Source organism: Providencia sp. PROV032 (assembly GCF_028484875.1).
GTDB lineage: Bacteria > Pseudomonadota > Gammaproteobacteria > Enterobacterales > Enterobacteriaceae > Providencia > Providencia rettgeri_E.
Map to the genome: position 1 here is coordinate 69,166 of NZ_JAMPSX010000019.1, position 13,299 is coordinate 82,464.

The following is a 13,299-nucleotide window of genomic DNA, read 5'->3' on the forward strand; positions in this document are numbered from 1 at the left end:
TATTATGGCTCTGCGATTAAAAAGTAAAAATAAAGTATTTAATAACTCAGTAAGTTATTTTTTAACGCCTGTTGCTACCATGGTGTTTATAGCCATTGCTCATATAAATTTAGCTAATGCAAATAATGATAGTATTGAGTTTAATACGGACGTTTTAGATCTTCAGGATAAAAAAAATATTTCTTTAAATGAGTTCTCTCGTGCGGGCTATGTTATGCCTGGGAAATACCCATTTAAAATTAATTTAAATAGTCGCGATTTAGCTGACATTTTTGATATTGAGTATATCGCGGATCCCAATGATCCGAGTATGACTGAACCTTGTTTAACGCCAGATATTGTTGACCATATCGCTTTGCGCGATGAATGGAAACAAAAGGTTGAGTTTGCTAAAAATGGCCAATGTTTAATTCCAGAAACCATTCCAGGAATGACAATAAATGGTTCTTTAGCCAAAGAAACAGTCACCATTACTGTACCTCAGGCGTATATCGAATTTACCTCTGATAACTGGGATCCACCATCTCGCTGGGATGAAGGGGTACCCGCTCTCATTTTTGACTATAACTTGAATGCTAACCTGATAAGGCCTGCTGATTCAGCCAATAGCCAGTCGGTAACTGGTAATGGTACAACAGGTTTTAACCTCGGAGCTTGGCGCTTTAGAGCTGACTGGCAAGCAAGTTATAATCGAACTAATGGTCAATCCACAGATCGTAAATGGGATTGGAGCCAATATTATGCTTATCGAGCAGTTAAAGAACTAAATGCAAAGCTAACGATGGGGGAGCAATTCCTACGCTCAGGATTATTTGATTCATTCCGTTATATGGGGGTAAGTCTTATCTCTGATGAGAGAATGTTACCACCTAACTTACGTGGCTATGCGCCTGAAGTCACTGGTGTTGCAAGAACTAATGCTAAAGTGGTTGTGACTCAGCAAGGGCGCGTTATTTATGAAACGCAAGTTGCTCCTGGGCCTTTTCGTATTCAAGATTTAAGTGATGCTGTTAGCGGTAAATTAGATGTACGCATCGAAGAGCAAGATGGTTCTGTACAAGAATTCCAAATGAATACTGCCTCCATACCATATTTAACTCGTCCTGGCTCAGTACTGTTTAAGATTGCAGGTGGCCGACCGAATAATATGGAACACGAAACAGAAGGGCAAGGATTTGTTACGGGGGAGTTTAGCTGGGGGGTCTCTAACGGTTGGTCATTATTCGGCGGTGGCGTTGCGGCAGGCGACTATAACGCATTATCACTCGGTGTTGGTCGAGATTTACTCGCTTTCGGTGCAATTTCATTCGATATCACTGAGTCACGAGCAAAACTGAAAACAGAAAACAAAATCTATACGGGTGCGTCTTATCGCTTAAGTTATTCAAAACGTTTTGAAGAATATGATAGCCAAGTTACCTTCGCAGGATACCGATTCTCTGAACGTGACTTTATGAGTATGAACCAATATCTAGACCGTCGTTACAGAGGGGTGGAATTCGATAATAGTAAAGAGCTGTATACGATCACATTTAATAAGTATTTCACTAGTGCGGATCTGACTGCGTATCTGAACTATAACCACGAAACTTATTGGAATAAGCCTGCGGCAAAACGCTATAACCTTTCTATTGCTAAATATTTTGATATTGGCCGTTTTAAAAACATCAATTTAAGTTTAACGGCATTTCGTAACAAATTTGATAATAGAAATAATGACGATGGGCTATATATGAACCTCTCTTTGCCTTGGGCTGATAGAGCGTCAATTAGCTATAACAATATGGTTACTAGGGATGGTAATTCTCACACTGTCAGCTATTTCGACTCCATTGATGATAAAACAAATTATCGTGTTGGTACTGGGGTGAGTAGCCGTGGTCGCGGAACTATTGATGGTTTCTATACGCGTTACGCGGATTTAGCAACAGTAACGGCAAGTACCAGCTATATCAATGGGGATACCTCTTCAGCGGCATTTTCTTTACAGGGTGGCGCAACTGTCACGGGGCATGGTGCCGCACTACACCGCATTAATACGCCAGGTGGAAGTCGAGTGATGGTAGGTACTGAAGGTGTGAAAAATGTTCCTATTCAAGGTTTTGGACCAAACACGGAAACCAATATTTTTGGTAAAGCAGTGGTCGCTGACATCAGTGATTACTATCGTACCAGTACGCATATTGATGTGACTCAATTACCTGACGACGTGGAAGCGATTCGAACATCGCAGCCTATAACACTGACTGAAGGAGCCGTGGCTTACCGTGAGTTTGAGGTGTTATCGGGTGTTAAAACGATGGTGAGATTGGCATTGGCAGACGGAAGTTATCCGCCATTTGGGGCTACCGTGAGAAATGAGAAAAATAGAGAGCTCGGTATCGTGACAGATAATGGCTCCGTGTATATCTCGGGTGTTAATCCAAATGAAGTTTTAGATGTCTACTGGGATGGAAGTGCGCAATGCAAAATTCAAGTCCCTGAAAATATTACAACAGCGGAATTTAACTCACTGTTATTACCGTGTACAAGCAGCCCAAGTGTTGAACCTGGATATATGCCAGCAAAAGCCGTGCCTGTTGGGCAGCCTGCACCAGTTTACAAACCTGCACCGATTAAACAGGGCGTAGCACCAAGTCAGCGTTGGTTATTGAAACCACCGGATATTGCTTACAGCGCAGATTATACCGAGTAACCCAAGTTGCTTGATTTTATAAATAGTTGGTACATATGAATATTAAGAAAATTGCATTTTTTACTACGACAATTACGTTATCCGCGGTGCTATGTGGACAGGCTTTAGCTGCAATTGCACTTGATAGAACACGGGTCATTTATAATGGGGCTGAAAAGACCATTAGCTTAAATATTAAGAATGAAAACACAGAGTTACCCTATCTTGCACAGGGCTGGATTGAAGATATTAATGGTAACAAAATTGAAAGCCCACTCACGGTTTTACCGCCAGTTCAACGTGTAGAGCCCGGTGAAGGTAGCCAAGTTAAAATTCAATCTCTTCCTGATATCGCTACATTGCCACAGGATAGAGAAAGTGTTTATTACTTTAACTTACGTGAAATTCCACCGCGTAGTAAAGAAGCTAACGTATTACAAATTGCGTTACAGACGCGTATTAAATTGTTTTATAGACCAAAAGCGTTATATGCCACTCGTACGGACTTAGAAAACCCATGGCAAGAGAAAATTACACTCACACGCAAAGGTGATGCCTATGAAATTACGAATCCAACGGCTTATTTCGTCACGATTGTAGATGCAAGCGCAAAAGTGGGTGGAGACACTGTCAAACAATTTGAACCGGTCATGATCTCACCAAAAAGTAATGGAATGCTTAAAGGTAGTGCAAGTGCCATGGGGGCAAAACCAGTTCTGACTTATATCAACGATTATGGTGGAAGGCCTAAGTTGACGTTTGGTTGCGCTGGTACAACTTGCAAAGTTGAATCTTCGACAGACAGATAACGGGGAATAACGTATGAAAAGGACTCTCCTGTTCAGCACTTTCTTATTCGGTTTAGTTCCTACGTTTACCTTTGGAATAAGCAGTTGGGATATTGATGGTTTACACGGGACATTGACAGTCAATGGCATGATGACCGAAGCACCTTGTACGATGGATGTGACTAATTCAATGCGCCAAGAAGTGTCTCTAGGGGAGATCCCTTCTTATTCACTCCGTAAACCTGGTGACAGAGCTGAGCCAGTTTCATTCGAATTAGAATTTAGACATTGCATTCGCACGGAAAGCCGAATGAAAGACACTAGAACGGGCAGAGCGATTTGGGATGCAATGCAGCCCGTGATAACGGTTTCCTTTGTTGCTGTATCAGATAAACATTTTCCAGAAATGTTAAGTGTAAAAGGTGTCTCCGGCTTAGCGTTAGAAGTGACTGATGCACAACGGGAAGACATCAGATTAGGAAGCCGAGGTCGTCCACAATTCCTTGATGCACCGCAGGGGACTCTTCAGTATTTCGTCACGCCAGTGAGAACTCCCGAAAAATTAACGGAAGGAAGTTTCAGCGCCGTAATGGACTTTAAGGTGGATTATGAATGATTTAAATAAGCAGCGGTACCTGCTGGCATCATGTCTCGCTGGACTACTTTTTACATCGGCTTCCTATGCAGGGTTACCCGAATCACGTATCAGCCCATCGGGAAATACACGGGCGACAATCACGCCCGGTATGATAACCGTACCGATTAAAGGTGTTGTGTTAGCTCCACCGCCTTGCAAAATTAATGGTGGAAATATAATCAAAGTCAATTTTGATGAAATCATGAGTACGCGAATTGACGGTAACGCTTACTCGAGACCTATAAATTACAACATTGACTGTGAAAAAAGACCAACATCGCAAATGAAGATGACGTTGATTGGTATTCCTGCATCTTTTGATAGCGGTGCAATTGAGACAGATCTTCCGGGGTTAGGAATAGCATTTCGTTATAACGGAAGCAAGCTTCGATTAAATCAAGAAATTAAGTTTGTATATCCAAATGCACCTCAATTTGAAGCGATACCTGTTCGTGACCTATCCACAACACTAACAAAGGGTGGGGTTTTTCATGCGGGCGTCACTATCAAACTTGATTATCAGTGAGGGAAAAATAATGCAAAGAATAATCAAAAGATTTCCGCTGATAATGAGTTTGTTAGTAATACCTACTAGCGCTGTGATGGCAAACGATGTGGAATTTACAGGAACCTTGTTAATTCCACCGCCTTGTACTGTTTTTGAAGATAAAGTCAACGTCATTGAATACAAAGATATTGGTTTACATAAAATAGATGGGGTCAGATTCACGAAACCTATTAATTACGCATTGAAGTGTGAAGACAATTTAAAAGGTTGGGACTTGATGCTGACAATCAAAGGCACCGCAACCGATTTTGATGCGTCAGCTTTGGAAACCAATGTTCGAGATCTTGGCATGCGTATTACCCAAAATGGTTTAGGTTTTGAAATCAATAAACCATTAAAGATTACATATGGGCAACCGCCTGTTTTAGAAGTTGTTCCAGTTAAGAGATTGGGAGTTACGTTGCCTGAAGGAGGCTTTACCGCAACAGGGACATTGCTAGCGGAGTACCAATAATGAACAAATTAATTCAATGTGCAGTAGCCGGAGCATTAGTTATCAACTTCAGTACGGCTTTTGCTGTACCTGATAATTTAAGAATTATCGGTAATTTAGTAGAGGAACCCTGCACTATTTTGCCTGGTGATGAAAACATCCTGATGGAATTTTTTGATACACCAGAAAAAAACTTTTACACCTATGGTGAAACTCCGCCTAAAGAGTTTGCGATTAAACTGGCCGACTGTGACACAACGATAGGCAAATTTGTGGAAGTGACGTTTTCAGGAACACCTAATCTTGCACTTCCTGGTTTTATTGCATTATCAACAAATAGTGTTGCATCTGGTTTCGCAGTGGGGTTACAAAACTCAGATAAAACACCACTGGCTATTGACCAGAAAGGCTCGAAGTTAACGTTACAAGATGGTGCTAACCAATTACGGTTTTATGCGTATTTAAAAGGTGAACCTGATGCTATTGCGAATAAAACAATAAAAGTAGGGCCTTACAGTGCTGTAGCAACATTTAAATTAGATTATGAATAATAAGGCTGTGACTAATATGAAAGTATTTTTATCGCTATTAATTGGTGCAGTCATGTTTTCATCTACTGCATCCGCCTCTATTTTTTCTTATATCACGGAATCAAGACCCGGTTATAACCCAAATAACGGAGATGCAGATTATAAGTATGTGATTGCCCGTTGGGACCCTGAATTGCCAACTACGCGTAATCCTTGCTTTGGGTGGTCGAGATGTTATCTCACCATAAGCCATAAGCATACAGCTGCTGGAACACCAGGATCGGCAACCGTCGAGTTGGCCGAAATTTCTAAGTATCAATACATGCGTGACATTCAGAATATACCCGGTGTTTTGGCAAAGGCGACAGCTCCAGCAACACAGTGGGCTGTTCATTCCGGGGTTAGGCTACAGAATAATCAGGAATGTGTGGGGCTGTTTTACCAAGATCACACAGGGGTTACAAATAACGGTGGGTTAATTCCCGGCTCATTATGTGGCATTGCGCCTCCACCCATTGGAGCTTGTAAGATCAACAATACCATCCCAGATATCAACTTTGGCCCAATTAGCGAAGCAGACCTCGCTGGCCAATCAAAACAAGTAAACATTAGTGTGACATGTAACTTAGCGATGGATGTTTTAGTGATTGCCACTGGTGTTAACGTAACAAATGGGCGTGTAAATTTACGGCCTGATAACAGTTTATACGCGAATTTGTATTTAGGCGGGAATAATACACCAGGGGAAAATGGTTATAGAATTCACGTACCTGCAGGTGGAACAAATTCGGTAACGTTGAAAGCCGTATTAGGTACCAGTGGCCGAGTTCAAGCTGGCCAATTTGAAGGTGCCGCAGCCCTTATTTTAACTGTGCCTTAATAGATGGTGAAAATATGTATTCAGAAAATGGCAGTGAAAAAATCCATTATATGGTAGGTCAGAGGATCTTAGAAAAGCGTAGAGAACTGGGATATACCGGTTTTCAGTTAGCTCAATTACTCGGTGTTAGCCAACAACAGATCTCACGCTATGAAAGAGGCAAAATCAAGATTGATTTATTTCACTTGTTTAAACTTGCATTTTTGATGGGAACACCAATTGATTGGTTCCTTGAAGATATCAGCTCTCAGCTCAGTGAAAATGGGCGACTGGATGATACGCAATAATAAGTCTTTAAATGGTTGTTAATGATAAATAGGTTGAGATGACGATTTTATGTCGCCTAACTGTAATAAAAGTCGCTAAGCAAGCACGTACAGTAGGAAACTCAACCTATTTATTTTTGAATTAAGTGCCGTAACAAACTGCCAACCCTTTCTTTTATAGAGTTCTCCTCGTTTTGTATCTCTCTCTTGCCTTTTGACACTTTAAAACTCATAGATTCAAAAAATTAAATTGATGTTTTTGTGCGTTGTAACAACTTTTCAGCGAATGCAAATGCAAACTAATATCATTTGCGCTTATTTGCGTGTAATATACGCTACATTGTGGATCACCAAATTTTATCATCAGTACTTTTATCGATGGACGGAGGAAATTAGATGTTTGCAAAATCATTAGTTTCGGGTATTGCTTTGTTATCAGCATTAGTATTAGCGGGTTGTGATAACGCGAAAGACTCTACAGAAACAGCTCAAGTCGCAGAAAAACAAACTATCACAATAGAACATGCCCAAGGCAAAACTGAAATTCCTCGTCACCCTCAAAAAGTCATTGTGATGAACATGGAAACACTAGACATCATGGATGCACTCGGAGCCCCAGTTGCCGGTGTTCCTCAAACCAATGTTCACTTCCCTGAATTCTTAACAAAATATAGCGGCTCTGAATACGTCAATGGCGGGACATTATTTGAACCTGCTTATGAAACATTAAGTAATGCTAAACCTGACCTGATTTTAGGCGGTAGCCGTGCTCGTGATGCCTATGACAAACTCAGTGGTGTTGCTCCAACTATTTCATTAGACATAGATAACAAAAACTTCATTGGTAGTTTAACTGAGCGTACTAATGAGCTTGGCGCATTGTTTGGTAAAGAAGAGCAAGCCAAAAAACTCATTACTGACTTCAATGCAAAAATTGAAGGTATCAAAGCTAAAGCGCCGACTGCGGGCAAAGCAATGGTGATCTTAGTCAGCGGCGGTAAAATCTCCGCATATGGCCCAGGCTCACGTTTTGGCTTTATTTTTGATGTGTTAGGTTTCGAACCAGCTTATGTGTTTGAAGAAAACACTGGTCGCCACGGTAATATCGTTAATGCAGAATTACTGGTGAAATTAAACCCAGACTGGTTATTTGTTATCGACCGTGACAGCGCAATTGGCAAAACGGATGCTCAGCCAGCTGCTGAGGTATTAGATAACGCATTAGTGAGAAAAACAGCAGCATGGGAAAAAGGCCAAATTACTTACCTTGACCCAACTGCCGTGTATATTGCGGGTGGGATCCAGACTTATTCCCAGTTAATGGACGATATCAATACAGCATTAGAGAAGAGCCAAGCAAAATAACCGATGAAAACGCTTTATCTTTTTTGTGGAATTATCGCGTTATTGGTTTTAGCGGTATTAAGCTTGTTTATTGGAGCGGGTGACGTGTCACCCGTTTCGCTTTTCACCGACCCAGAGATGCAAGACATCTTTTTTATTAGCCGAATTCCCCGAACCGTCTCCTTGATTTTAGCTGGTAGCGCGATGAGCGTTGCAGGCCTAATCATGCAATTATTAACGCAAAACCGTTTTGTGGAGCCTTCTCTTGCAGGAACAACCCAGTCAGCTAGCTTAGGCTTACTTGTGGTAATGATATTATTCCCTGCGGCAAGCATTATGACCAAAATGGTGGTTGCCAGTGGTTTTGCACTTCTTGGCACCATGCTGTTTATGATGCTATTGCGTCGCGTAATTTTAAAATCGGCACTGATCGTCCCTTTGGTTGGGATTATGTTAGGTGCAGTGATTAGCGCATTGACCATCTTTACCGCTTATTATTTCGACTTGTTGCAATCTCTTGGTGCATGGATGAGTGGTGACTTTTCTAGCATCATTCAAGGTCGATATGAACTGTTGTGGTTAGTTGGAATATTAACATTAATTGCTTGCTGGATTGCTGATAGCTTTACGGTTGCCGGTATGGGACGTGAGTTTTCAATTAATGTTGGCCTAAATTATCGCAAAGTAATGACTATCGGTTTATCAATCATCGCCTTAATCAGTGGCGTGGTGGTCGTGGTGGTTGGGGCTTTACCTTTCCTAGGCTTAATTATTCCAAATTTGGTGAGCTTAGTGATGGGCGATAACATACGTAAAACCATTCCATGGATTTGTCTTGCTGGTGGTGGCTTAGTTTTACTCTGTGACATTATTGGGCGCTTAATTCGCTATCCATTTGAAATCCCTGCAAGTGTGATTTTAGGTGTTGTTGGCGCGGTGATTTTCTTATATTTATTGTTGAAGCAACAACGTTATGCAAAAAGTTAATTCATCAATAGCGTTACCGAAAAAAGGGGTAACGCCGTTGCAAAGAATAGGGATACTACTGGCATTATCATTGTTATCCATTGTTCTTTATATGACGGTCAATTTGGGCAATAACCTTGCTTACATTTTGCCGCACCGAGGCTATATTGTTCTCACCATGATTGTGGTGGCTTTCGCCTCAGGGGTTTCAACAGTTCTCTTTCAAACGATTGCTAATAATAAGATATTGACCCCATCTATCATGGGATTAGAAGCATTATTTATATTATTACAAACCATTTTTGTCTTCTATACCGATAGCTTTCCATCCTCTTGGTTATTGAATATTGGTAAGTTTTTATTAGAGTCCACACTACTCGTGCTGTTCTCTGTACTACTTTATCGCTGGTTATTTGTGTCAGTTAAAATGAATATCAACCTAGTATTGATGGTGGGTATTATTCTTGGCACATTATTTCGCAGTGTAGCGACATTACTACAGCGCTTAATGGACCCCAATGAGTTTTCTATTTTACAAAGCCGGATGTTTGCTACCTTTACCAAAGGAACGCCTGAGCTCATTCTATTCACGCTGCTTATCACTGCGGTTGTGGGCGTTTTATTGTGGCGTATGCGCTATTGCTTCGATGTTATCGCGTTAGGGCAAGCCAATGCAGTGAACTTAGGGATTAATTATCGCCAGCAAGTCACGGTTATCTTGTTGCTTATTTCAATATTGGTGGCGGTTTCTACGGCACTGGTTGGCCCTTTAACATTCTTAGGCTTGATGGTTGCGAACTTAGCTTACTTAGTGGCTGGCAGTAGCCAACACCGCTATTTGCTCCCCGTTTCCTTTCTACTTGGTGTCATTGCACTGGTTGGTGGTCAATTGATCCTTGAATATGGCCTAAATATGGCGGGGACATTATCGGTTGTTATCGAGTTTGTCGGTGGAATATTCTTTATTTATATGGTGTTAAGAAGGTTTTAGTATGATTGAAATTAGTCAGATATCGAAAAGTTATCAGGATACTAAAGTCTTAGATAACGTCACAACAACAATTAAAAATAGCGGTATTACCTCAATCATCGGGCCTAATGGTGCTGGTAAATCAACACTATTGTCGATTATTGGGCGTTTGTTACAGCCCGATGACGGTGGTTATGTCAAAGTGAATGAACTTGATGTATCAACAACACCTAGTGATAAACTCGCCAAATGTTTATCTGTTCTGCGCCAAGAGAACCAATTTGCGAGTCGGCTAACCGTTGAAGAGTTAGTTGGTTTTGGGCGCTATCCGTATACCAAAGGCCGTTTAACCATTGATGACAAAAAGAAAATTGATGAGTCACTCTCTTTTCTAAATTTGTCAGATTTACGTCACCGTTATTTAGATGAATTATCGGGCGGCCAGCGCCAACGGGCTTATGTGGCAATGGTTTTATGCCAAGATACAGAATATGTTTTACTCGATGAGCCATTGAATAATCTCGATATGAAACATGCCGTGATTATGATGAAACTGCTGCGTAAAGCAGCAGACGAGCTGGGCAAAACGATTATTTTAGTTATCCATGATATTAACTTTGCGTCAGTTTATTCTGACTATATTGTTGCACTGAGAAACGGTCGTTTGTCTTACCACGGTAAGCCAGAGGAGATCATGAAATCTGAAATTATTGAGGATATTTTTGATACCCCGGTTGATATTAAGAGGGTGGATGATCAGTATATTGCTCTCTACTACTAAATTTTCGTCGTCCTTCGAGCTGTAGCGGTGTTGGCTACGCTCGCTAACCCTAGTCACATACTTTTGTATGCTCCTAGGGATTAGCTTCTCTTGCCGCCTTGCTACAGTTCGAATGATTTAGAAAATTAAATGTTAGAATATTTTTTATAAAAAGGGGTAATCTTCACTGCGGTGAAATCTCAATGTCTTCATCGGTTGTCAGTAAATCTAGCGGTTGCAGTACTTCTAAACGCTTTATCCCATCGGCATTCACCACTAAACGCGCCAGCTCATTGTAGGTTTTTTTATTTATCGTGACGCGACGGCAAAGGTAAATATGGTAAACCTTCTCACCAATGATCGCAGGCTCATCATCATTGACCGTTAATTCTTCGTAGCTAATATCAATATATTTTAGGAAGTCAGAAATATTAAAGCGCGTAATATCAGCGATTGATGATTGGTTTTTTTCAAACACGGAATGGCGATTATGGAGTAATACATCTTTACGATAATACAGAATGTCTTCCATTCGCTGGACATTAATTAAATTGACCCAATGAGATTTTTGCCGCATTTCACGGATATCTGGGGAAAGCATATTTTCGCTAATAAAGCGAAAAGACTCTTTACAAGTACCCACAGGTGCTTTCACCCCTTCGCGATAAATACGCAATTGGCGGTCAGGGATCCACTTTTGGAATAACCGATACAGCTGCTCCCGGCCAACTTCTTTTAGCCTATCTTTGAAGATATAACCGATGATCATCGCCAAAAATAAGTTGGCACTTAAAGCGCCATATTTTCCTTGCCAGAAAAAGGCGATAACAGTAGCGAAAATCATTGAAATTGCAGCAGCAATACCATAAATAGAGTGCAATAGCAGGGGAAGTCCTCGTTTATGGCGAATTTCTAAATAGAGATAACGATTGATATACTTTTTCAATAAATTGCGGCGGTATGTGACTAATTCAGCATCCGTTTCATCACTGGGAAAACAATCAGGATACTGCTTTTTCAAATAACGCATCTCTTGGTACCAAAAATGACGTATTTCTTCGCGTAACGGTATTTGTTTATCTGCTAATAAATCACGCAAATAATTCATGGTGTAATACGTCATAAACTCGTCACAATAAGAAAAAGCATTGGAATGGATAGCTTTTTCAATGTTGGCTGATGGTGTTGCTAACTCCCGATAAGCACAGAGGCATTTGGCGATATTTGCCATAAACTCAGTCAAATATTCAGAAGTCTGCCGTTGGGGAGTTTGGCTTACCATTTTAATGTTCAAGCGGATCGTTCTTTTGAACGTTAAGGCATAGCGCTTTAGCCTATTTTCGTATTCGTCCAATGAAGGTAAGTTTTGTGGGTTATATTGCTGTAGCCACTGTTTTAGCTCATCCAATGCCCCGTTTTCATCTGTAAGTGATGCTAATTTCACTGTAGGTGGGCGTAGCCGAATATAGTTTTTTAGGCTACGCTGGAGGTTTGATGCAGTATAGAGGTCAGGATTAATCTGTAATGATGAAGGTAAAAAGAAAAAAGTCTCTACTTGGTAGCGGATCTCTTTAGACTTACGTGGAAATAATACCTTTTGTTTGATTTCAAACTGTTTTTTTCCATGGATCTTGAGAGATTCTTTAATCATACATTACCTTGTCTTATGTCATTACTAACGTTTACGTTGGTAATCGCAGCATCGCATGTTTAATTGTTGGAGAACTTAGGTAATAGCATACAGGAAACGAGCGTAACAATCTGTGAGAGGATGTTGAAAGATATGGCAATAAAGAAATGGGGGTTAATATAACGAGGCACATTGCTATGCCCCATTATCGTTGGCTATTCGTTAGCGAATAACTTATTTTTTTGCAGCTGGGCGTACCGCTGTCACTTCGATTTCTACTCTCCAAGCTGGGTTAGCCAGTTTAGCGACTTGGAAGGTAGAACGAGCTGGCAGATTAGTCACTTTCTCAGACTCATAGAACTTGTTGTAACCAGCCATAAAGCCAGCAAAGTCCATCGTGCCTTGAGTTTCTTCACCACCAACTAAGAATACTTGCATTTTAACAACGTCGTTCATGGTCAAACCCATACCTTCAAGGTTAGCTTGGATTTGTTTTAACACGTTGATCGTTTGTGCTTCGGTATTACCATAAGACTCTAAAACGCCTTCTTTAGCGTCTGCAGAGATTTTAGAAGGAACTTTTCCGCTCAGGAAAATAAGGCTGTTGCCTGCACCGATTTCTACTGATTCAGAGATAGGGAATCCTTTCACTGGAACGCGTTTAACATCATCGGCTGCATTTGCACTTGCTACACCTAAAATCAAAGGCAGAGAAAGCAATAAAGTTTTATAGCGCATGTAAACTCCTTAACATTATCAAAGTAAAATAGGATCTATTAATATTATCAAAAATTAAACTTTCATTTAACTTTAAACTATTCACTAATAGATCCACAGTAAAAATCGTTATTTT

General features: G+C 40.7%; 14 protein-coding genes. 12 read left to right on the forward strand and 2 right to left on the reverse strand.

What is annotated here, in order from left to right:
• Positions 1–4 precede the first annotated feature (4 nt).
• From PSF42_RS13670 to PSF42_RS13725, 12 genes are all read left to right on the forward strand, one after another.
• Entirely contained in the window at positions 5–2,695 is a 2,691-nt protein-coding gene (locus PSF42_RS13670; RefSeq protein ID WP_125890598.1) for an outer membrane usher protein, read from the forward strand.
• A 35-nt stretch (positions 2,696–2,730) separates the two neighbouring features.
• Entirely contained in the window at positions 2,731–3,483 is a 753-nt protein-coding gene (locus PSF42_RS13675; protein WP_125890597.1) for a fimbria/pilus periplasmic chaperone, read from the forward strand.
• A 13-nt stretch (positions 3,484–3,496) separates the two neighbouring features.
• A complete protein-coding gene (locus PSF42_RS13680; RefSeq protein ID WP_272680220.1) occupies positions 3,497–4,078 on the forward strand; it encodes a fimbrial protein in 582 nt (193 codons plus the stop codon).
• The gene (locus PSF42_RS13685) at positions 4,071–4,625 is read left to right on the forward strand and encodes a fimbrial protein (RefSeq protein WP_125890595.1); all 555 of its coding nucleotides are present in this window, start codon (positions 4,071–4,073) and stop codon (positions 4,623–4,625) included. The genes PSF42_RS13680 and PSF42_RS13685 overlap by 8 nt, the downstream gene beginning before the upstream one ends.
• 43 nt (positions 4,626–4,668) lie before the next feature.
• Positions 4,669–5,121 (forward strand): fimbrial protein, encoded by a 453-nt coding sequence (locus PSF42_RS13690; protein WP_254879850.1) that lies wholly within the window; start codon positions 4,669–4,671, stop codon positions 5,119–5,121.
• Complete coding sequence (locus tag PSF42_RS13695) at positions 5,121–5,651, forward strand: fimbrial protein (RefSeq protein ID WP_125890594.1); 531 nt, start codon at positions 5,121–5,123, stop codon at positions 5,649–5,651. Before PSF42_RS13690 ends, PSF42_RS13695 begins: the two co-directional genes overlap by 1 nt.
• Positions 5,652–5,667: 16 nt before the next feature.
• A complete protein-coding gene (locus PSF42_RS13700) occupies positions 5,668–6,510 on the forward strand; it encodes an MrpH family fimbial adhesin (RefSeq protein WP_272680221.1) in 843 nt (280 codons plus the stop codon).
• 14 nt (positions 6,511–6,524) lie between these two features.
• Complete coding sequence (locus PSF42_RS13705; protein ID WP_004259284.1) at positions 6,525–6,797, forward strand: helix-turn-helix domain-containing protein; 273 nt, start codon at positions 6,525–6,527, stop codon at positions 6,795–6,797.
• Positions 6,798–7,172: 375 nt separating this feature from the next.
• Entirely contained in the window at positions 7,173–8,141 is a 969-nt protein-coding gene (locus PSF42_RS13710; protein ID WP_125890592.1) for a siderophore ABC transporter substrate-binding protein, read from the forward strand.
• 3 nt (positions 8,142–8,144) lie between these two features.
• Entirely contained in the window at positions 8,145–9,107 is a 963-nt protein-coding gene (locus PSF42_RS13715; protein WP_125890591.1) for an ABC transporter permease, read from the forward strand.
• Entirely contained in the window at positions 9,094–10,077 is a 984-nt protein-coding gene (locus tag PSF42_RS13720; RefSeq protein WP_125890590.1) for an iron chelate uptake ABC transporter family permease subunit, read from the forward strand. The genes PSF42_RS13715 and PSF42_RS13720 overlap by 14 nt, the downstream gene beginning before the upstream one ends.
• 1 nt (position 10,078) lies before the next feature.
• On the forward strand, positions 10,079–10,837 hold the full coding sequence (locus tag PSF42_RS13725) for an iron ABC transporter ATP-binding protein (RefSeq protein WP_102138091.1): 759 nt from the start codon (positions 10,079–10,081) through the stop codon (positions 10,835–10,837).
• Positions 10,838–11,000: 163 nt separating this feature from the next.
• Here PSF42_RS13725 and PSF42_RS13730 read toward each other — a convergent pair whose 3' ends face one another.
• Entirely contained in the window at positions 11,001–12,467 is a 1,467-nt protein-coding gene (locus tag PSF42_RS13730; protein ID WP_272680222.1) for a hypothetical protein, read from the reverse strand.
• 213 nt (positions 12,468–12,680) lie between these two features.
• Positions 12,681–13,184, reverse strand: a complete 504-nt coding sequence (locus PSF42_RS13735) for a RidA family protein (protein WP_102138089.1) — start codon at positions 13,182–13,184, stop codon at positions 12,681–12,683.
• Between the last annotated feature and the right edge of the window lie 115 nt (positions 13,185–13,299).

Excerpts from the sequence above, each read along its gene's own strand:
- PSF42_RS13670 (WP_125890598.1), top strand. The coding sequence starts at position 5 with ATGGCTCTGCGATTAAAAAGTAAAAATAAAGTATTTAATAACTCAGTA.
- PSF42_RS13675 (WP_125890597.1), top strand. The coding sequence starts at position 2,731 with ATGAATATTAAGAAAATTGCATTTTTTACTACGACAATTACGTTATCC.
- PSF42_RS13680 (WP_272680220.1), top strand. The coding sequence starts at position 3,497 with ATGAAAAGGACTCTCCTGTTCAGCACTTTCTTATTCGGTTTAGTTCCT.
- PSF42_RS13685 (WP_125890595.1), top strand. The coding sequence starts at position 4,071 with ATGAATGATTTAAATAAGCAGCGGTACCTGCTGGCATCATGTCTCGCT.
- PSF42_RS13690 (WP_254879850.1), top strand. The coding sequence starts at position 4,669 with ATGAGTTTGTTAGTAATACCTACTAGCGCTGTGATGGCAAACGATGTG.
- PSF42_RS13695 (WP_125890594.1), top strand. The coding sequence starts at position 5,121 with ATGAACAAATTAATTCAATGTGCAGTAGCCGGAGCATTAGTTATCAAC.
- PSF42_RS13700 (WP_272680221.1), top strand. The coding sequence starts at position 5,668 with ATGAAAGTATTTTTATCGCTATTAATTGGTGCAGTCATGTTTTCATCT.
- PSF42_RS13705 (WP_004259284.1), top strand. The coding sequence starts at position 6,525 with ATGTATTCAGAAAATGGCAGTGAAAAAATCCATTATATGGTAGGTCAG.
- PSF42_RS13710 (WP_125890592.1), top strand. The coding sequence starts at position 7,173 with ATGTTTGCAAAATCATTAGTTTCGGGTATTGCTTTGTTATCAGCATTA.
- PSF42_RS13715 (WP_125890591.1), top strand. The coding sequence starts at position 8,145 with ATGAAAACGCTTTATCTTTTTTGTGGAATTATCGCGTTATTGGTTTTA.
- PSF42_RS13720 (WP_125890590.1), top strand. The coding sequence starts at position 9,094 with ATGCAAAAAGTTAATTCATCAATAGCGTTACCGAAAAAAGGGGTAACG.
- PSF42_RS13725 (WP_102138091.1), top strand. The coding sequence starts at position 10,079 with ATGATTGAAATTAGTCAGATATCGAAAAGTTATCAGGATACTAAAGTC.
- PSF42_RS13730 (WP_272680222.1), bottom strand. The coding sequence starts at position 12,467 with ATGATTAAAGAATCTCTCAAGATCCATGGAAAAAAACAGTTTGAAATC.
- PSF42_RS13735 (WP_102138089.1), bottom strand. The coding sequence starts at position 13,184 with ATGCGCTATAAAACTTTATTGCTTTCTCTGCCTTTGATTTTAGGTGTA.